The following is a 20,189-nucleotide window of genomic DNA, read 5'->3' as shown; positions in this document are numbered from 1 at the left end:
GAGAACAGGAGGAAACATGGCTACAAAAGTTGCTATTAACGGTTTTGGACGCATCGGACGTCTTGCTTTGCGTGAAATGTTGCGCAATGCCCCGGAATTGGAAGTGGTCGCAATCAATGACCTGACCGATAACAAAGATCTTCTGTATTTATTAAAATACGATACGGCACAGGGAGCTTTCCCGTATGAGGTTTCTTTAAAAGGAGACAGTCTGATCGTTGAAGGGCACGAGATTCGTTGCTACGCTGAAAAGAATGCGGCAGATTTGCCATGGAAAGAATTGGGCGTGGACTTCGTTCTGGAGTGCACCGGATTCTATACCTCGAAAGAAAAATCACAGGCTCATCTGGATGCCGGCGCAAAGCGTGTTTTGATTTCCGCTCCGGCTAAAGGGGAAGGCGTCAAGATGATTGTTTATGGCGTTAACCATAAGAGCTTGGAAGATGAAGATCGCATTGTTTCTGCTGCCTCCTGCACCACGAACTGCCTTGCGCCGATGGTGAATGCTTTGAATGAAGCCTTTGGCGTGGATCACTCCATTATGTCCACGATTCACGGCTATACCTCAACACAGCGCATGCAGGATGCTCCGGGCGGACGTAAGAGCCGTGCCGGCGCTGCGAACACGATTCCGGCTACAACGGGTGCCGCTAAGGCTATCGGTAAGGTTATTCCGGCATTGAGCGGACGTATCGATGGTAGCGCCCTTCGCGTACCGGTCATCACCGGTTCCATCGTGGAGCTCTATTCCGTGCTTAACAAGAAAGTGACCGTGGACGAAGTGAATGCGGCTATGAAAGAACGCGAGGCGGAGTGGTTCCGTTACAACGAAGATGAAATTGTCAGCTCCGATATTATCGGCGTTCCCGTACCTTCCATTTTCGATGCTACACTCACCAACGTGGTGGAAGGTCCTGATGGAAAGCAAATCGTCAAGACTTGCTCTTGGTATGACAATGAAATGGGCTTCACCAGCAACATGGTCCGTACCCTCAAGTACTTCGCAGAACTGGCGAAATAACAAAACATCGGCGAGGAGGCGGAAGCTTCCTCGCCTTTTTTAACGTTGCGACAAAGGAGCGGTAATGGCAAAGAAAACATTAAAAGATTATGATTTTACCGATAAGAAAGTTCTGGTTCGCGTGGATTTCAACGTTCCGCAAACGAAAGACGGCACAGGACATATTGTTGATGATTCGCGTATTGTAGCGGCTCTGCCGACCATCCGTCAATTGCTTAAGCAGAACGCTACCGTGATTCTTATGAGCCATTTGGGCCGTCCGAAAGGACCGGAAGCAAAATTTACGTTGCGCCCTGTGGCGGAACGTTTGGAAGAGCTTTTGGGCCAAAAAGTTCATTTCTTGGCTTCCGAAACGGTGGTGGATGCCTCTGTGAAACAAGCGGCAGCAGCATTGAAGGGCGGAGAAGTGGCACTTCTCGAAAACACGCGCTTTGTTTCCGGAGAGACCAAGAATGATCCTGCTTTTTCCAAAGACTTGGCTTCTTTAGCGGATATTTTCGTCAACGATGCCTTTGCGACTTGCCATCGCGCGCACAGTTCAAACGTCGGCGTAGCGGCTCTGTTGCCGTCGGCGCTGGGCCTGTTGGTGCAAAAGGAAGTGGATATCATGGGCGAAGCTCTGCAGGATCCCAAGCATCCGTTTGTTGCGATCCTGGGTGGCGCTAAGGTGTCGGATAAAATCGGCGTTATTGAAAATTTGTTGGATAAGGTAGATACCATTCTGATCGGCGGCGGCATGGCTTATACTTTCCTGAAGGCGATGGGCAAGGAGATCGGTACGTCTCTTCTCGAAGCGGATAAGTTGGAGCTTGCTAAGGATTTATTGCACCGTGCGAAGGAAAAGGGCGTGCGCGTGGAACTGCCGACAGATGGTGTGATTGCCGATGCGGTAGCGGAAAATCAGAAGACAGCCATTGTCTCCATTGATGCGATCCCTGCGGATAAAATGTCCTTAGACATCGGGCCGGAAACAATAAAAACATTCACGAGTATCGTAAAAGAAGCCAAAACAGTGGTTTGGAACGGTCCCATGGGCGTATTTGAGATCAAGGAATTTTCAAACGGCACCCTTGCACTGGCGAAAGCGATGGCCGAATGCCAAGGCACCACGATTATCGGTGGCGGAGACAGCGCTGCAGCAGTGGAACAAGCCGGTTATAAAGAGCAAATGACGCATGTCTCTACCGGTGGCGGTGCATCGCTGGAATTTCTGGAAGGCAAAGAACTGCCCGGCATTGCGGCCATTACGGATCGCTAGTCGAGGAGTAGAAAAAAGAAGAAGGAGGGAATGATGCGTAAGTCTCTGATTGCCGGCAACTGGAAAATGAACAAAACGCCGTATCAGGCGCAGATGCTGGCTCGTCAAATTGATTCCATTCAGTTGGATGACGCTGTAGAGGCACTGATTTGTGTGCCGGCGATTGATCTGCAGGCGGTAAACGAAGTCTTGGATGATTCTCAGCTGCATCTGGGCGCTCAGAATATGTACTATGAGGATCATGGCGCATTCACCGGCGAAATTTCGGCTTCCATGCTGAAAGATTTACAAGTGGAATACGTAATTCTTGGACATTCGGAGCGCCGCGGCATTTTTGGCGAAACCGACGAAATGATTCAGAAGAAAGTTGAAGCGGCTCTGAAGGCCGGCATCCGCCCGATTCTCTGTGTGGGTGAAACGCTTGAAGAGCGCGAAGCCGGCAAACAAGAAGAAAAAGTGCAGGGACAGCTGCTATCCGCGTTACAGGGATTGAGCCCCAAGGATCTTGAATCGTTGGTCATTGCGTATGAACCGATTTGGGCTATCGGAACCGGAAAGTCGGCTTCAGAAGAGGATGCGCAAGAGATGGCAAACTTCATTCGTCAGCAGGTTTCAAGCATACTTTCCAAAGCAGCAGGTGATGCGGTCCGTATTCTTTATGGCGGTTCCGTGAAACCGGAGAACATTAAGGCCATCATGGAACAGGAAGATATCGACGGTGCCTTAGTGGGCGGCGCCAGTTTGGAAGCAGCAAGCTTCATCAGCCTGGTCAATTATCGTATCGATTAAGCCCAAAGATTGGATATCGGAAAGGAGATTCTTATGTCCCAAATTATTGATGTTTATGCTCGTCAAGTCCTCGATTCTCGCGGCAATCCGACGGTCGAGGTGGAAGTGACGACCGAACTCGGCGGTTTTGGACGCGCCATCGTTCCGTCGGGCGCCTCGACCGGTGCCTTTGAGGCGGTGGAATTGCGTGATGGCGAAAAGGCATTTGGCGGCAAGGGCGTTTTAAACGCAGTCGACAATGTAAACGATGAAATTGCCACCCTGCTGGAAGGCTGGGAGGTGACGGATCAGGTGGGAATTGATCATGCCATGATTACAGCGGACGGTACACCGAATAAGGCGAATTTTGGTGCCAATGCGATCTTGGGCGTATCCCTGGCCTGTGCCCGTGCCGCTGCCGACGAATACGGCATGCCGCTTTACAGTTACATTGGCGGTGTGAACGCCAAAACCTTGCCCGTGCCGATGATGAACGTGATTAACGGCGGAAAGCATGCGGATAACTCCGTAAGTTTCCAAGAATATATGATTATGCCGGTAGGTGCGGCGACCTGGTCGGACGCTCTGCAATCGGCAGCAGAAGTATTCCATACGCTCAAGCGCGTTTTGGCAGAGGACGGTCATCCGACCGCCGTTGGTGATGAGGGTGGCTTTGCACCGAACTTCAAGAACGATGAAGAGCCATTGCAATACTTGGTCAAAGCCATTCGCGCTGCCGGCTTCGAACCGGGACGCGACTTCATGATTGCCATGGATCCTGCCTCTACGGAACTTTATGAAGAAGCTAAAAAAATCGGCAAGGAAGGCTATTACTTCTGGAAAACCGATCAATTTAAGACAACGGATGAAATGATTGCCATGTACGAAGAATGGGTTGAAAAATATCCGATTGTCTCCATTGAGGACGGTTTAGCAGAAGAGGACTGGGATGGCTGGAAAAAATTGACCGCACGTCTTGGCAAGAAGGTTCAGTTGGTCGGCGATGATCTCTTTGTCACGAACACCGAGCGTCTAGCCAAAGGAATTGACATGCATGTTGCCAATGCGATTCTCATTAAAGTGAACCAGATCGGCACTTTGACAGAGACCTTGGATGCCATCGAGATGGCCAAACGCGCCGGCTATACGGCGATCGTTTCGCATCGCTCCGGAGAAACCGAAGATACGACCATTGCAGATCTCGTGGTTGCCACCAATGCCGGTCAGATTAAAACAGGTGCGCCGAGCCGTACAGATCGCGTGGCCAAGTACAATCAGCTACTGCGCATCGAGGATATGTTTGGCGATGATGCAGTTTATCCGGGCATGGACGCTTTTTATAATATTTCCAAAACCGAAGAAGAATAATTTCGATAACAGAATTGCTGAGAAAAGAGCCGGCCGTAGGGTCGGCTCTTTTTGTGTAAAATTTAAAACCGGTGTTTGTAGGCAGTCGTTTTCATGATAAAGCTCGAAATAACCCGTTAATTTTCAGTAAATCCTGAAAAAATAGAAGAACAAATAGAGATCGCAAGAGAAAATTGAGCCCCAGAAGGCGGATAGAATGATAAAATAAGAGAAAGGATAACGTTTTGCAAATCCTCAACCTATTTCGGCCGACAAAGGAGGTAGCAAGAATGAGAAATCAAAGCGGCATGGTCTGCATGCTATTGGCCGGCGGACAGGGCTCCAGACTGAAAGCGTTGACCCGGAACACGGCAAAACCGGCAGTACCCTTCGGCGGTAAATATCGTATTATCGACTTTGCACTGAGTAACGCAACGAATTCGGACATTCACGATATCGGCATTCTGACGCAATATAAGCCATTTCGCTTGAATGAGCACATCGGTATCGGTGCGGCTTGGGACTATGACAGAACCTACGGTGGTTTACGTCTTTTATCTCCGTTTTATTCGGAGGAAGGGGGCCGGTGGTACGACGGTACAGCCAATGCCATCTATGAAAACATGACCTATTTGGACAATTTAAACCCCAAATACGTATTGATTTTGTCCGGGGATCATATTTACAAAATGAATTACAACGAATTGCTGGATGTGCATATTCGTAAGGGCGCCGAGGCGACGATTGCCGTCATGGAAGTGCCTTGGGACGAAGCGCCACGCTTCGGGATCATGAATACCGATGAAGAGGATCGCATTATTGAATTCGAAGAGAAGCCGGCGAAACCAAAGAGCAATCTGGCATCCATGGGCATTTACATCTTTAATTGGCCCACATTGCGCAAAGCGTTGATCGAGGACTACAAGGATAAAAATTCCACGTATGATTTCGGCCATGACATTATTCCGAAGATGCTTAAAGCGCAAATGCCCCTTTATGTGTATCGCTTTAAAGGATACTGGAAGGATGTTGGCACCATTAAAAGCTATTGGGAAGCCAATTTGGACATGATTGACCCGAACAATGGCCTGAACATTTACGAGAAAAACTGGCGCATTTATACGTCGGCGAAGAATTTACCCCCGCACTTTATCGCACAGGAAGCCGAGGTTTCTAATTCCCTTGTAAACGAAGCTTGCCGCGTCTATGGCAAAGTACAACATTGCGTGCTCTTTACCAACGTCACAGTGGAAGAGGGCGCGGAAGTACGTGACAGCGTCATTCTGTCGGGCAGCGTGATTCAAAAGGGCGCAAAGGTCGTCCACGCCGTTGTAGGGGAAAATGAAGTGATCCGAGCAGGGCAGGAGATCGGAGAAGACACTTCCGGCGCTGTCTATCTGGTTGCGGACGGAAACGTGACGGAGGAGTAGCATGAAAGATTGTATCGGTATTATTAATTCTAATTACGGTGGGTACAGTGACAATCGTGATTTTGGTGCTCTGTCCGAAAGCCGTCCCGATTACATGATTCCTTTTGGTGGACGGTATCGTATTATCGACTTTGCACTGTCGGCACTCTCTAATTATAGCATGTCGCGCGTCATGCTCTTTGGCGGCAACAATATCCGCTCCACATTGGATCATGTGGGCGATGGAAAGAATTGGGAAATGAATCGCCGCAATAACGGCTTGTTCATCAACCCGCCGAGTAAAACGTGGGAACATCATCCCTCAGTGATTCAGACCTATTATGATGCAATTCCCTTTTTTGAGGAATCGAATGGGGCCAATGTGCATATCATGAACCCCATGATGATCACAAAAGCGGATTTGGAGGAAGCCTATCAGCGTTTTTTGGAACAGGATGACGATGTTATGCTGTTCTATAAAAATATGGAGGATCACGAAGGTCTCTATACGAATATGAAAAAGCTGATTCTTGATGAGAATCATGAATTCATCAACATGGGCATCAACCTTGGTACCAATGCGGCTTTTCCGCTCTACTTGGAGCGCCTGTTTATCAAACGATCCGTATTTGTGGATCTGGTGAAGCGTTCTTTGGAACGCGGCTCGGCCACGACGCTCATTGAAGCCATCAATAATGAAAAGAATCGTCTGAATATCGGCGTATATGAGGTCACAGCCCCGGTGTTGGTAATTCATGATATCTATTCCTATTTCCAGGCGAATATGTCGTTGTTGGACCAGAATTTGTATCAGGAAATCTTCTACCGTGACAATATGATTTACACGAAATCAAAGGATGAGCCGTCTACGCTGTATTCGGATACGGCCCATGTCCACAATAGCTTGGTTGCTAATGGCTGCATGGTCGAAGGGCAGGTCGAAAATTCCATTCTTTTCCGTGGCGTACATGTGAAGAAAGGCGCAATCGTTCGAAACAGCATCTTAAATGAGAATACGACCGTGGGCGCCGATGCCGTGGTGGTTAACACTATTACGGATAAACAGGCTGTCATTGAAACGGGTGTTACCCTTGCCGGTGCGTATGCACACCCCTTCGTAGTGGGCAAGAAAGAAGTGATTTCGAGGTAATTATGAAAATTTTGTATGTGGCGGCGGAAGCAGCACCGTTTATTAAGACCGGCGGTTTGGCCGATGTGGCAGCTTCCTTGCCGAAAGCATTAAATCAGTTGGGATGCGACTGCCGCGTGGTGCTTCCACTCTACGCACAAATTGAAGACGTGTATCGAAAAAAGATGCGCCGTGTGGCAGAGTATGCCGTGAGCGTCGGCTGGAAGAATGAGTACTGCGGCGTATATGAACTGTCGTATAATGGCGCAACGTACTATTTTTTAGATAATGAATATTACTTCAAACGACCGGAAATTTACGGCCAGTACGATGACGGGGAACGCTTTATTTTCTTTTCAAAAGCGGCGGTGCGCTTGCCGCGTGTTTTGGATTGGAAGGTCGACGTGATTCATGCGAACGACTGGCATGCAGGCCTGGCACCCGTATATCTCAATGACTTTCGCCGTGGTGATGCCTTTTATCGCGAAATGCGTTCACTCTATACGATTCACAATCTGAAGTATCAAGGACAATTTTCGCCGGAGCTCTTTTTCTGGACGAATTTGGATCCTGCCTACTATTCGGACTACGATATGAAGTTTTATGAATCGATCAACTTTATGAAAGCCGCCATCGTTCATGCGACAAAAGTGAACACGGTTTCGGAAACCTATGCGGAAGAAATTCATTATCCATTTTTTGCAGAAGGCCTGCAGAATGTCATTAATGCCTATTCCTGGAAGATATCCGGCATTTTAAACGGTATCGATCAAGAGGTTTGGAATCCGGCCACGGATACTATGATTGCATCGCGTTATGATATTGCTTCTTTGGAGAAGCGTAAGAAAAACAAACGCGCCTTGCAGAAAAAAACAGGTCTTCCGGAAAAGGACGTACCGCTGATCGGCACGGTAAGCCGTTTGAACGCCATGAAGGGGTTAGATCTGGTTCGTTATATTCTCGAGGAGTTTTTGCAGGAAGACGTCCAACTCGTGGTCGTAGGTACAGGCGATGACACATATGAAGAAATGTTTCGCTATTTCGCGAAGCGATATCCGAAAAAGCTGGCAGCACGCATGCACTTTTCAACGCGAGAGAGCCATGAAGTTTATGCGGGTGCGGATATGTTCTTAATGCCCTCCATGATCGAACCATGCGGTCTATCCCAGATGATTGCGATGCGTTACGGTTGTGTACCGATTGTACGGGAAGCCGGCGGACTGCGCGATTCTGTAGAGCCCTATAATCAATACGAGAAGAGTGGCGACGGTTTCAGCTTTTCCAATGTAAATGCACACGATTTGCTCTTTACGATGCAGCGTGCGTTGCGCGTTTATCGTGATGCCCCGGAAGATTTTAGCATGTTGCAGAAAAACGGCATGGCCAAGGATCTCAGTTGGGATGCATCAAGCCGTAAGTATCTGAAACTGTATGAATCGCTAAATCCCTTTGGACAATGAATGGACCGTCTATGACGATTGTTGACAACACAACCCTTTTGGAAGAGACGAAAAATGAAAAGGCATGGATTCCTACGATAACGGCGCGAACGGCACATTTCGGTGCGCATTATTCTCATGAAGAGACATCCTTTCGTGTCTGGGCGCCGACGCAGCCTTCGGTTACCCTGCGCCTCTATACTTCCGACGATGGCGAAGCGGTGGCCAATATCCCAATGGAGAATGTGGACGGCGTCTATACGGCAATCGTCCCGGGAGATTGGAAGGGCGCTTTTTATACGTTCGAGGTACAGGGGAAGGAAGTGGTCGATCCCTATTCTGTTTCTTGCTCCATCAATGGCCGACGTAGTGCCATTGTGGACTTATCCGAGACGGATCCGCCGGGCTTTCGGGATACTTCGTATGTCAAAATTTCTCCGGCCGATGCGATCATTTGTGAAATGCACGTGGGCGATTACAGCTTCAGTACCACCAGCGGGGCGCGGTATCGCGGCAAATATCTCGGGGTAACTGAAAATAGCTCGTATCATGCGATTGAGACGGGCATTGGTCATCTGAAAGCGCTGGGCGTTACACATGTACACCTGATGCCGATCTTTAAAAACTTCACGGTGGACGAAAGACCGGAACGTGTTGGTGCGGAGGATAACTACAATTGGGGCTATGATCCGCATCTCTTTAACGTGCCGGAAGGCTCTTATGCCACGGATCCCTATGATCCGACAGTGCGCATTCGCGAACTAAAAGCGATGATACAGGCGCTGCACGAAGCGGACATCGGTGTGGTGATGGACGTCGTGTATAACCATACCTATCGTACCGAAGATTCCGAATGGAATCAGCTGGTCCCGGATTATTACTATCGAAAGGTAGACGGTGCGTTTGCAAATGGCTCCGGGGTGGGCAACGAAATTGCTTCGGAACGCATCATGGTGCGCAAGTTTATACTGGAATCACTGTCGTATTGGCAAAAGGAATATAAGATTGATGGTTTTCGTTTTGACCTAATGGCACTTCTGGATCAAACGACCGTGCGCCTGCTCATGGAGAGACTGCGTCGTGAGAATCCCTATGCGCTTATCTACGGGGAACCGTGGTACGGAGCGCCGACACCTTTACCCGAAGAAGAACGCACAACGTGGGGAACGCAAAATAACGCGAATTTTGCGCTCTTTAACGCGCGTTTCCGGGATGCCTTGTGCGGGGATATTAATGGAGCCTCGCGCGGCTTTGTGCAAGGCAATACCGAAGCTAAGCAATGGGCAGAGGTTGGTCTCTTAGGCTCGATACGGTATTCCAAGGCGTATAATGGGGGCGCCAAAGATCCGATTCATTCGCTGAATTACTTCAGTGCGCATGATAATCTGATTTTGGAAGATAAGCTTTCGCTATCACTCGGGAATCGGGAACACAATGAAGCGATGACACGGTTGGCTTTCGGCTTTTTACTTACGGCTGAGGGGATTCCCTTTTTTCATGCCGGCAATGAATTTCGACGCAGTAAAGCCATGTTGGATAATTCCTATCGTGCCCCCTATCTGGTTAATGGCATCGATTGGAGGGAAAAGGCGAAGCATCGGGATCTGTTTCATTATGTACAGGATCTCATTGCGCTGCGTAAAGCCTATCCGGTTTTTCGTCTTCGTTCGAAGGAAGACGTTGCACAGCGCGTGCATATTTTGGGTATTAAACATCCGTCAGTGATAGGCATGGTCTATCAGAGAGGGGATCTTAGCGAAAGAAAGTATCTCGTTACGGTGTATCACAGCGGATGGTGGAATCTGGATGCGGACACGACGGTGCTTTTTGATGCCTTACACGCCGAGCGCTTGTGCGTGCAAAGGGTTTTTGATCGCTTTGGACGGACGCGTTCGAATCGTGTCGAGTTGGATCGCAGAGCAGGCATTCATTTACAATTAGAACCCATTTCCATGCTGGTTTTCGAAGTCGAAGTGCTGTACTGATGGTTTTGGAGAAATACATCGGCGGAATGGGAAAAAGGAGGAGACAGTGGACTATCATAAAATCTATAAGCAATGGCTTTCGGATGAAAAGGTGGACGCTTCGTTAAAGGAAGAGTTACGTGCTATCGCCGGTAAGGAAGAGGAAATCAAGGATCGCTTCTATCAATCCTTGCATTTTGGAACCGCAGGACTGCGCGGCAAATTAGGCGCCGGCACCAATCGCATGAATCGGATTACTGTGGGCAATGCCACGGAAGGCTTTGCGCGTATGATTGAGGAAAAGGGGGAAGAGGCATGCCGGAAGGGCGTTGCCATCGGTTACGATGTGCGTCATATGTCTCTGGAATTTTCTCGTCTGGCGGCAGAAATTTTTGCGGCACATGGGATTAAAGTGTCCATTCATAAGACGATTGTTCCGACCCCAGTATTGTCCTACACCGTTCGTGAGCTGGGCGCATTTGCCGGCGTCATGGTGACGGCCTCGCACAATCCGAGAGAATACAACGGCTATAAGGCATACGGCACTGCCGGTTCACAAATACTGGATGACTGGGCGGAAGCCATTGAGGCTAAGATTCATGAAACCGAAAAGGACGGCGTGGTCAAGCGCATCCCCTTTGAAGAGGGGCTGGAATCCGGCATGATCTCATACATCGATCCTTCCCTGATGGCCGGCTATCTGGAAAAGGTATTGGCGCTTTCCATTCATGACGATATCGACAAGAGTCTTTCCTTTGTGTACACACCGTTAAACGGTTGCGGCAATATTCCCATTCGTACCGTCTTAAAGCGTCGTGGTTTTACGGGCATGGCCCTAGTCGAAGAGGAGCTGGAACCGGATCCGGACTTCAAAACAACCGGTTATCCTAACCCTGAACGCCCGGAATGTTTCCGCTTAGCAGAGAAGAAGGGCAAAGAGGTAAATGCCGAATTTCTGATCGCTTCAGATCCCGATTCTGATCGTTTGGCGTTGGAAGTGCGTCGCAAAGACGGCAGTTACCAGTTTATCAACGGCAATCATTTAGGAGCAATCCTTACACATTATATTGTTTCTGAAATGGCCGCCACAGGCACCCTTCCGAAAGACGGTGCTGTGATTAAATCCATCGTAACCGGCGACATCGCACGCAAAATTACGAAAAAATACGGCTTGGCTTTATATGATGTGCTAACCGGCTTTAAAAATATTGCCGCTCCGGTTAATGACTGGGATACCACGCATGAGCACAGCTTTGTGTTCGGCTATGAAGAGAGCATCGGTTATAATCATGGCCCCTTTGTACGTGACAAGGACGCGGTTTCTTCTGCCATGCTTTTGGTGGAAGCGGCAGCCTTTTATAAACAGTCGCAAGGCAAAAATCTGCTGCAAGTCTTAGACGACATTTATGACGAATACGGTTATTACGGCAATAAATTGATTTCCATTGTCAAAGAGGGAGCCGATGGACAGGCTCTGATCGGCCGCATCATGGATGTCTTCCGTGCCGAAGGCCTCACGGATATCGGCGATCGTAAGGTAGTACGGGTAACGGACTATTTGAAGGATAACACCGGTCTTCCAAAGTCGAATGTTTTGAAATATGAATTGGATGATGAAAGCTGGCTGGCCATTCGTCCATCCGGTACGGAACCGAAGATTAAACTTTATGTCTATTCGGTGGGAGAGAGTCAGACTAAGGCAGATGCTATCTGTGAAGAAATTACAGAGCTGGTTTCCGCACAGATGAATGCGGTGAAGTAAGAAAACGCAAAGTAGTTAAAAAGGCGGCCCGTCGGGTCGCCTTTTTCGGTTATTCGTCGTATGCCATTGGTTAAGGCTTAGCGATTGCGCATTGCTGAACGGATATTTTGTTACACAAAGTTTCTCCACAGATCAACCTTAGTATGATTTTCATACGATTCGTGGGCTATGGTATACTCAAGCTAGGCAGGAGGCAACTATGGACGGTTTTTTTAATGCAATGGAAGCGCTGTTTTTCACGCAACTCTTCGGAAAAGTAACGCTTTATATGATTGTGTCTACCATATTGAAATTTATCTTTGTGTTGATTGTATTGGTATTTATCAGTCGTATTGTGCGCATGATTACGATGGACATTCGTTCCACCATGCGGCAGCGCTCTGTGCGCGCCGCTTCGTTAAAGCTTTTGAGCAATCCGGCTGACTTTGATTTTCCGGTGCGTGAGGAATATTTTCTTTCCGACAATACCTCGATCGGCCGTGCGGACGACAATACGATTGTCATTAAAGATCGGCAGATGAGTAAGCATCAGGCAGTGATTGTCCAAAACGGGGGCCATTTTCTAATTGACGATTTGAAGGCCACGAACCCGACGCAGGTGAATGATGAGGTCGTGACGCAGCCGGTTGAGCTGCATTCCAGGGATATGGTGGCGCTTGGCGGCATCCATTTTGTATTTCTGAACGAGGCGGATCATGAAAATTAATCTTTTTCAACCGTCTGCACCGGATAACCGGCGGGCGAAGATGGCTTTTTCCAATACGAAATGGCTTCTGTTTTTGTTCCAGTTTTTGACCGTATTTTTGGTCTATACGTTTCAGATCAAGAAACTCAGTGAAAGGTCTTTGTTGTTCGGCGCGGGACTTTTGGTCGTTTCTCTGTTATCTTTAACTCTCTTGCGGATTGTTTCGAAGAAAGAAGTGTATCTGCTTCTCATTACCAATATGATTTTCACCATCGGTATTATCATGATTTATCGCTTGGATCCAGGGCGGGGCGAAAGACAGCTGATGATCTATCTGGCTAGCTTGGTAGCCTTTTTCCTCGTGTACTTCATCATGCGTCGCACCTATACGCTTTGGGAAGGGCACTTGCTCTTCTATTACGGGGTGACGCTTGTCTTTTTCTTCATCACATTGGTGTTTGGCCTGACCTTACGTGGGGCGCGCAACTGGATTACGATTGCGAATATCAATGTACAACCCTCAGAATTTGCGAAAATACCTTTTGTGTTGTTTATCGCCTCTTGGTATAAGAATTACGAACACTATGAGAAGACTTTTTTGGGCCGTATCTCTTTAACCGTTATGGTTTATATCCTGTTGGGATTGTTTTTATTGCAAAAGGAACTGGGCACGGCGGCGATCTTTTTTGCAACGCTTTTGACTACGCAGATTGCTTTCGAACGGCATCGCTGGGTGCCGGTGATAAACCTGCTGTTGGCCTGTGTAGGCCTTTTTGTGGCGTATCATTTATTTTCCCATGTGCGTGTGCGTTTTGATATGTGGCTGGATCCGTGGAAGGACTTCAATAATAAAGGCTATCAGATTATTCAGGCTTTATTTGCTATCGCGGAAGGCGGCTTCTTTGGAACGGGCATCGGCCTTGGGCATCCTGACAGCATTCCCTTGGGGCACTCGGATTTTATCTTTGCCTCTGTCGTGGAAGAGATGGGTGCTTTCATGGGGATTTGCGTGATCCTGCTCTTTGTGCTGCTGCTCTATCGTGGTTTTAAGATTGCCATGCAGCAGGAGAGAGATTTTTATGCCGCGGTGGCGGTTGCCGTGAGCGCTATTTTTGCCTCGCAGGCAATTGTCATGTTTGCAGGCGTTCTTAAGGTCATACCCTTAACGGGGATAACCGTGCCGTTTTTAACGTATGGCGGTTCTTCCCTCTTGTCGAGCTTTGTGCTTCTGGCCTTATTACAAACCTGTTCCGAGGATTGGATGCAGGAAGGAGGCAGATATGCAACGAAGTAAACGTCGTTTAGCTATGCTCATCGGTCTTTTTCTGGTGTTTTTCCTGGGACTGGTGTTATATATGGTGTTTTTTCAGCTTTTTAAAGCGCCGGATTTACGCAGTAATCCGCAAAATATGCGTAACTGGGTGGATGAAACGTATTTTGGACGCGGAAGATTTTACGACCGCAACGGTCATGAAATCGTAGGACGCGAAAAAGATGCAAACGGCTATCATCGCTTCTCGCATCATCCCAATATGTATTCGCATGTGATCGGTTATCATTCCAAACAATACGGAAAAACCGGCTTAGAAAAAGCGCTGAACACACAATTACTGAACCTATCCACGGATAATCCGATTGCAGCGCTGCGGGGCAAGGTATTGAATGAAGGCACCGGCAATGATGTAGTTCTCACCATTGATAATGATCTGCAATACGCCGCTTACACCACTTTGGAAGGCCATAAAGGCGCTGCCGTGGCGATGGACCCCCGCACGGGAGAAATTTTAGCGATGGTCTCGTTACCAAGCTTTGATGTAAACACCTTGGATGCGCATTGGAGTCAACTGGTTGAGAATGAGGATCGCGCTCTCTTTCCGCGGGCAACGCTGGGACTTTATACCCCGGGCTCTGTCATGAAACCCATTACGGCGCTGGCGTTGTTGCAGGAAGGCGTGGATCTTGCCTATGACGACCGTGGGGAAACGACGGTGGACGGCAAGAAATATACCAATGCCGGACAAGCCGCCTATGGAAAGATCGGCTTGAAGGAGGCGCTGATGCATTCCTCCAATGTGTATTTCATCGACAAAACAAAGAACATGGATCCGAAAATCTTGCGTGAAGCTGCAGAATCGGTAGGATTCAATGAAGAACTGCCCTTTGTGCTGCCCACATCCCGCTCCACGGCACCCTATACGGAAGGGATGGATGTGAATCTCAAAGTCTCCAACAGCTTTGGTCAAGGCAATCTTTTGGTCTCGCCGTTACAGATGACGGTTGCCTATGCCGCCTTTGCCAATGGCGGAAAGGTACCGGAGGCACATTTAGTGAAGAACTATATTGCGCCCAATGGAGAGAAAATGAAAGAAACAAAACCTGTGGTGCATCGTACCATTAATGCCACCTTCGCACATATACTGCAGGAAGATCTTATTGCGACAGGAAAAGCCATCGGCCTCACCGATCGTTTAGGACAGGCCGCCGGCGGAAAGACGGGTACCGCGCAGACGAGTGGCGGTTCAACCAATGCTTGGACCATCGGTTTTGCTCCGGCGGAGAATCCGCGCGTTTTGGTTTGTGTTGTTGTAGAAGATGACGGACGCTCCGGTCAGGCTGCCGCAATGCCGATTGTTGCAAAAATCTTAGAGCTGGCACTGCAAAAGTAACGTTTATTGTTGCTTAAGCTCTTTTCGTTAAGCGCGTTGCAGGTTTATAATTAGTTACAGCTGTCCACTAAGAAAAATAAGGAGCATGACATGGATCGTAAACGAGTTAATTTATTGATGGTTAATATTTTAGCTCTCGGCGTGGCTTACGTTTGCGCGATGGTGATGCAAAATTCAGAATTTTTTAGCCTAGCGTTTCCGTATATTCTCGTAGTGGACAGCGTTTTTGTCTGCTATAAAAAAAGAGACTATATAACGCTTCTTGTCTATGGGATACTCATGGCGCTTACCTTAAGCAATCAATGGCTCCACTGGAATCCGAATTTTGGAGGACTCTTGCCGGGGGGCGTGGTTGGTATAGGACTTCGAGACCTTTGGCGCTATTGTTGGCCGTTTTCCACGAGTCCAAAAACGACTCCGTTATCCGGCGAACAAACCTCAAAAGAAAAGGCTTTATAGAGCCAAACGAGGCGTAATCAAAATGCGCTTACTGCAAATAGCCAATAGCTAACAGCCAATATTCAAACGTCGGAATTTCAACGCTTCAGTGTATTGAAATTCCGACGTTTTTGCGCTTTGGGTAGCCCCATTTTGATCGTAGTGTTTTATTCGGACACGCAATTAATGTTTTTTCCATGTACGCGGGGAGAAGAGAATCAACACCGGCCAAATTTCCAAGCGTCCGGCTATCATTCCGATGCTGAGCATAATTTTTGTCAACGCATGGTAGCCGTAATAGTTGCCTGTCGGACCTACCAGATAGCCGAGTCCCGGACCGACGTTATTAAACGTGGCCAGTACCGTGGAGATAGCCGTTTCCATGCTGTCCGTCACCGGATCCAAACTGACAATCAAAATCAATCCGAAAGCACAGAGGACATACATGGCTAAGTAACCGTGCAGCTGGCGCAGGAATGAGGCATCCACCGGTTTATGATCAAATTGCAGCGGAACGATGCGGCGCGGATGGCGCGTATGCGCCAGCGTGCGAAAGGCAGATTTAATCGTGATCGCCACGCGGGATACTTTAAAGCCGCCGGCCGTCGACCCGCCGCAACCGCCGATGATCATCGCCAGCAATAATATAAAGCGAGAAAAAAGCGGCCACTGCGCAAAATCAACCGTACAAAATCCCGTTGTCGACATCAAAGATGACAGGGAGAAGAAGGAATGACGGATCGTGGTAGCCATCCCATGCTGGTGTGGTTGACAGAATTGAGAAATCATAAGAGCGGCAAAGAGCGCGACAAAAAAAACTAAGAACCACCGAAACTCCTCATCGTCAAACATTTCCTTAGCGCGACCAATGAGAACGAAATAGTAGAGATTGATGTTCACGGTAAAAACAAGCATACCGATGGCAAGCACCCATTCCAAATAGGCCGAATGGTAGTAGGCAATGGACGTATTCTTGATGCCGAAGCCGCCCGTGCCGGCGGTGCCGAAGGCATGGCAGAGTGCATCAAAGAGCGGCATTCCGCCGATCAGCAGAAAAATCACTAAGATTGCCGTTAAAAAAAGATAGATGCCGTACAGGATGCGCGCCGTATCCGAAAGCTTGGCTACCAGTTTCCCGAAGGAGGGGCCGGGCATTTCAGCCTTGGCAATCTGCACGGAACTGGAGGAAGCATGCGGCGTCAATGCTAAGACGAATACGAGTACACCCATGCCGCCGATCAGATGGGTGAAAGAGCGCCAAAACAGCACCGAATAACTGAGGCTTTCGATGTTGACCGAAACGGAGGCACCCGTTGTCGTAAGACCGGAAGAAATTTCAAAAAAGGCATCTACCAGGCTCGGATACTGGCCTGTCAAATACAAGGGCAATCCGCCAAGTAGCGATAAACTCAGCCACAGCAAGGCGCACATGACCAAGCCCTCACGGGCAAAAAACGTGGTGTCCGCCGGCTCTTTTCGTCCAAAGATAAGAAAGAGCAAAATCGAGATGCCTATGGTGACAAGCCAGGCTTCTATATCATCGATGGGCTCGCGATAGAGTAGAGACACAAAAAGAGGCAGGAGCAGAAGCAAGGCAAAAACGCCATAGACCCGCCCCATGATGTAACGCGTGATGGAATGATTCATTATTCACCTCGTAAAAACCCGTTTAACTCGGTGGCAATGCCGTGATTGGACACAACCAGGACATGATCGCCTGTTTGTATGGTATCCGATCCGGACGGAATAATGATGGTATGGTTGCGCACGATTAATGCAATCAAAACGCCATCACGGAAATTGACATCCGAAAGCGGGATATCGATCGCTTGAAAAGTGGAACGGGCGAAACATTGCATAATCTCTACCGTGCTGTTGCGTACGCGATAGAGTGCTTCAATGCTGGAACTCTGCGAGGCATTGCTAATGGAACGCACATAGCGGATGATGGCCGTGGCTCCCAGGTTAACTGGCGTAATCATGGACTGCACGCCGACGCTGAATGCGATGGGGAGAAGCGCGAAGCGGTTCACCTTTGTAATTGTGCGCGGTACTCCTTCCGAGGCCGCAAACATTGATAAAATAATATTCTCTTCATCGATACCGGTTAAGGCTAAGAGGCAATCGTAGTGATTGATATTTTCCTCCTTCAACAAAGCCTGATCCGTGCCATCGCCGAGAATTACTTCAATATTCGGAAATTCTTCGGCCAGGTCGTTGGCAATGAGCTCGTTGGATTCGATGAGTTTGATATGCTTGCTCGTCTTGCGATGCATATCCAATACATAGCGAGCAATGCGTCCGCCACCGACGATCAGAACTGATTTAATGCGGGAGAGACCGCCTAAATCCGCATAGAGACGACGCAGATCCTTGTGTTCACCCAACACATAGAAGTGTTGGCCTACCTTAAAGGTCGTTTCGCCGCTCGGAATGACGGATCGATCATTTTCTTGGATGATCGCAGTGATGAGTCCCGGATAACGCTTACGGAAGGCAATTAAATTCATGCCTAAGATGGGACTGGTTTCTGTCACTAACAATTCCACCATACTCACCTGTCCGTTGGCAAAAGATTCGACACTGAGCGCCGCCGGGAACTGCAAGGTCCGAAATACTTCTCGCGCGGATTCACGTTCGGGATTTACCATTAGGGAAATGCCCAGACTTTTGGAAGAGAAATCCAAATGCTCCGCATACTCCGGGGTGCGAATGCGCGCTACTGTGTATTTTGCCCCCATGCGATTTGCGATGACACAAGATATAATATTGACCTCATCCTGCTCGGTAACCGCAATAAACATGTCACAGGTATTGACGTTCGCCTGCGTTTGCACCTCATAAAACGAACCATTTCCCAGAACACCGGTAATATCATAGGTTTCTAATAATAATTGCAGTATTTCCGCATTTTTTTCGATCAGTGTAATGTTATGGCCTTCATCGGCAAGACTTCTGCACAATTCCTGCCCCATTTTACCGGCGCCGACAATGACAATGTCCATGGATTCTCCTAACCTTGTGATTTTAATAACTTCGGGCTTTCCCGAACGATATTGCTCCGTGTACTAAAAGGGCGTTCGCCCGACTAAAAAAGTTTATCACGTAGATTTTTCCAATACCAGTTGGAACGGAAGATAATGCGCTGTATTCGCTCCTCCGGCACCGAGAAGGTCAAGCGCTTCACGCCCCTAAATGCATGCTTCACACCGTCACAAATAAGCTTTATGCGTTCGGCATCCCTTCCATCAATGGTTAATACCGTTTTGGATTCGGCTGGCAGCACCAGGGAAGAGGGGAGTGAGTCAAAGGATTTGGAACGGACCGGATGCAAGGCGGTAATCTGATAGCCACGCAGCATTTGATGCAAAATGGAACCGCCGGCAGATAAATTGTACGCCGTCGAGCCGGCCGGTGTAGAGAGCATCAGGCCGTCGCCCGAGGAGTTGATAAAGTCCACCCCGTCTACTCCAACATTCAGATGCAAGATGTGATCGTCGTTGCTTGAAATCAAAAATTCATTCACTGCGAGTAATCGATACGTCCATGCGGTCGTTTCAACGGTACAACAAAGGACATCCTGATGATGAATTTCATAACGATGCAGACGCAACAGTTCCAGATACTCTTCCAAATCCGACAGGGTAATTTCCTGAAAAAAACCGAGATGGCCGGTGTTGATGCCTAAGAAGGGAATGGAAGAAAAATGTGTGGAGTGCACGGCGCGTAAAAAGGAGCCATCGCCGCCTATCACGATGTTATAGCGTGCCTTTTCGTTGTAAAGACGTGAAATCGCAAATCCGTGATCCTCAAAATATGCCTCCACACGGCGATGGGCTTCTCGAGATTCCGGACTGGGTTTTACGAAAAGATTGATGATTTCCATGGGCGATGCCCTCCTTGGCCTACATGGTACCACATTCTGAAGGGCGTGCTAAGAGGACGTTCTCTTGTTCATCGGGAAAAGGTCTGCTATACTATAAATGTCCTTGGATACGCCTGAACATTAAACCTACGCATCTTATAAGGGACGGCGGAGTCCTAAATCGGAAAACAAGCCCCTTTGGAGGGAAGTTGGAAGAAATAGGCAGCTATCCCACCTTCACGAACAGAAGGTATTAAATTAGTAAGGCCCAAGGATGCGAAAATTCCTCCCGCCCCACCGGCGGGAGTTTTCTTGAAAAAAGGTTGGGTATATTAGAAATGTAAGCATTTTCAGGGCACATTTTGTTTGTTATAATTAAAAAGTATGATAAATAAAACGATGTCATCCGATTCGTCGCCGGTCTGTCTTTTGACTGCC

16 protein-coding genes are annotated in these 20,189 nt (G+C 48.4%); 13 read left to right on the top strand and 3 right to left on the bottom strand.

The window, feature by feature from the left end; all coding sequences use genetic code 11:
- Nucleotides 1-16: 16 nt before the first annotated feature.
- The 13 genes from gap to BN98_RS02895 all read left to right on the top strand — a co-directional run bounded on the left by gap (nucleotide 17) and on the right by BN98_RS02895 (nucleotide 15,907).
- A complete protein-coding gene (gene gap / locus BN98_RS02955) occupies nucleotides 17-1,021 on the top strand; it encodes a type I glyceraldehyde-3-phosphate dehydrogenase (protein WP_019189814.1) in 1,005 nt (334 codons plus the stop codon).
- Between the two features lie 64 nt (nucleotides 1,022-1,085).
- Nucleotides 1,086-2,279, top strand: coding sequence for a phosphoglycerate kinase (locus BN98_RS08575; RefSeq protein WP_019189815.1), 1,194 nt, complete (start codon nucleotides 1,086-1,088; stop codon nucleotides 2,277-2,279).
- Between the two features lie 33 nt (nucleotides 2,280-2,312).
- Entirely contained in the window at nucleotides 2,313-3,068 is a 756-nt protein-coding gene (tpiA, locus tag BN98_RS08570; RefSeq protein WP_019189816.1) for a triose-phosphate isomerase, read from the top strand.
- A gap of 33 nt (nucleotides 3,069-3,101) precedes the next feature.
- Nucleotides 3,102-4,415: a phosphopyruvate hydratase gene (eno, locus tag BN98_RS02940; protein ID WP_019189817.1), complete on the top strand. Its 1,314-nt coding sequence runs from the start codon at nucleotides 3,102-3,104 to the stop codon at nucleotides 4,413-4,415.
- 269 nt (nucleotides 4,416-4,684) lie between these two features.
- Nucleotides 4,685-5,824: a glucose-1-phosphate adenylyltransferase gene (locus BN98_RS02935; RefSeq protein ID WP_019189818.1), complete on the top strand. Its 1,140-nt coding sequence runs from the start codon at nucleotides 4,685-4,687 to the stop codon at nucleotides 5,822-5,824.
- 1 nt (nucleotide 5,825) lies between these two features.
- Complete coding sequence (glgD, locus tag BN98_RS02930) at nucleotides 5,826-6,953, top strand: glucose-1-phosphate adenylyltransferase subunit GlgD (RefSeq protein ID WP_019189819.1); 1,128 nt, start codon at nucleotides 5,826-5,828, stop codon at nucleotides 6,951-6,953.
- A 2-nt stretch (nucleotides 6,954-6,955) separates the two neighbouring features.
- Nucleotides 6,956-8,392: a glycogen synthase GlgA gene (glgA, locus tag BN98_RS02925; RefSeq protein WP_019189820.1), complete on the top strand. Its 1,437-nt coding sequence runs from the start codon at nucleotides 6,956-6,958 to the stop codon at nucleotides 8,390-8,392.
- A gap of 11 nt (nucleotides 8,393-8,403) precedes the next feature.
- On the top strand, nucleotides 8,404-10,356 hold the full coding sequence (gene pulA, locus BN98_RS02920) for a type I pullulanase (RefSeq protein WP_019189821.1): 1,953 nt from the start codon (nucleotides 8,404-8,406) through the stop codon (nucleotides 10,354-10,356).
- Nucleotides 10,357-10,402: 46 nt separating this feature from the next.
- Complete coding sequence (locus BN98_RS02915; protein ID WP_019189822.1) at nucleotides 10,403-12,097, top strand: phospho-sugar mutase; 1,695 nt, start codon at nucleotides 10,403-10,405, stop codon at nucleotides 12,095-12,097.
- Nucleotides 12,098-12,296: 199 nt separating this feature from the next.
- A complete protein-coding gene (locus tag BN98_RS02910; protein WP_019189823.1) occupies nucleotides 12,297-12,803 on the top strand; it encodes an FHA domain-containing protein in 507 nt (168 codons plus the stop codon).
- Nucleotides 12,793-14,076: an FtsW/RodA/SpoVE family cell cycle protein gene (locus BN98_RS02905; protein WP_019189824.1), complete on the top strand. Its 1,284-nt coding sequence runs from the start codon at nucleotides 12,793-12,795 to the stop codon at nucleotides 14,074-14,076. Before BN98_RS02910 ends, BN98_RS02905 begins: the two co-directional genes overlap by 11 nt.
- Nucleotides 14,063-15,448, top strand: a complete 1,386-nt coding sequence (locus tag BN98_RS02900; RefSeq protein WP_019189825.1) for a peptidoglycan D,D-transpeptidase FtsI family protein — start codon at nucleotides 14,063-14,065, stop codon at nucleotides 15,446-15,448. The genes BN98_RS02905 and BN98_RS02900 overlap by 14 nt, the downstream gene beginning before the upstream one ends.
- Before the next feature lie 90 nt (nucleotides 15,449-15,538).
- On the top strand, nucleotides 15,539-15,907 hold the full coding sequence (locus BN98_RS02895) for a hypothetical protein (protein WP_019189826.1): 369 nt from the start codon (nucleotides 15,539-15,541) through the stop codon (nucleotides 15,905-15,907).
- Nucleotides 15,908-16,069: 162 nt separating this feature from the next.
- Here BN98_RS02895 and BN98_RS02890 read toward each other — a convergent pair whose 3' ends face one another.
- The 3 genes from BN98_RS02890 to BN98_RS02880 form a co-directional block, all read right to left on the bottom strand.
- A complete protein-coding gene (locus tag BN98_RS02890; RefSeq protein WP_019189827.1) occupies nucleotides 16,070-17,533 on the bottom strand; it encodes a TrkH family potassium uptake protein in 1,464 nt (487 codons plus the stop codon).
- Nucleotides 17,533-18,891: a Trk system potassium transporter TrkA gene (trkA, locus tag BN98_RS02885; RefSeq protein ID WP_019189828.1), complete on the bottom strand. Its 1,359-nt coding sequence runs from the start codon at nucleotides 18,889-18,891 to the stop codon at nucleotides 17,533-17,535. Before trkA ends, BN98_RS02890 begins: the two co-directional genes overlap by 1 nt.
- 83 nt (nucleotides 18,892-18,974) lie before the next feature.
- Entirely contained in the window at nucleotides 18,975-19,772 is a 798-nt protein-coding gene (locus tag BN98_RS02880) for an NAD(+)/NADH kinase (RefSeq protein WP_019189829.1), read from the bottom strand.
- Nucleotides 19,773-20,189: the final 417 nt, after the last annotated feature.

This window comes from Levyella massiliensis, from assembly GCF_000308275.2.
In the GTDB taxonomy this organism is placed as follows: Bacteria; Bacillota; Clostridia; order Tissierellales; family Peptoniphilaceae; genus Murdochiella; species Murdochiella massiliensis_A.
This window is presented reverse-complemented; position numbering and strand designations above follow the sequence as displayed.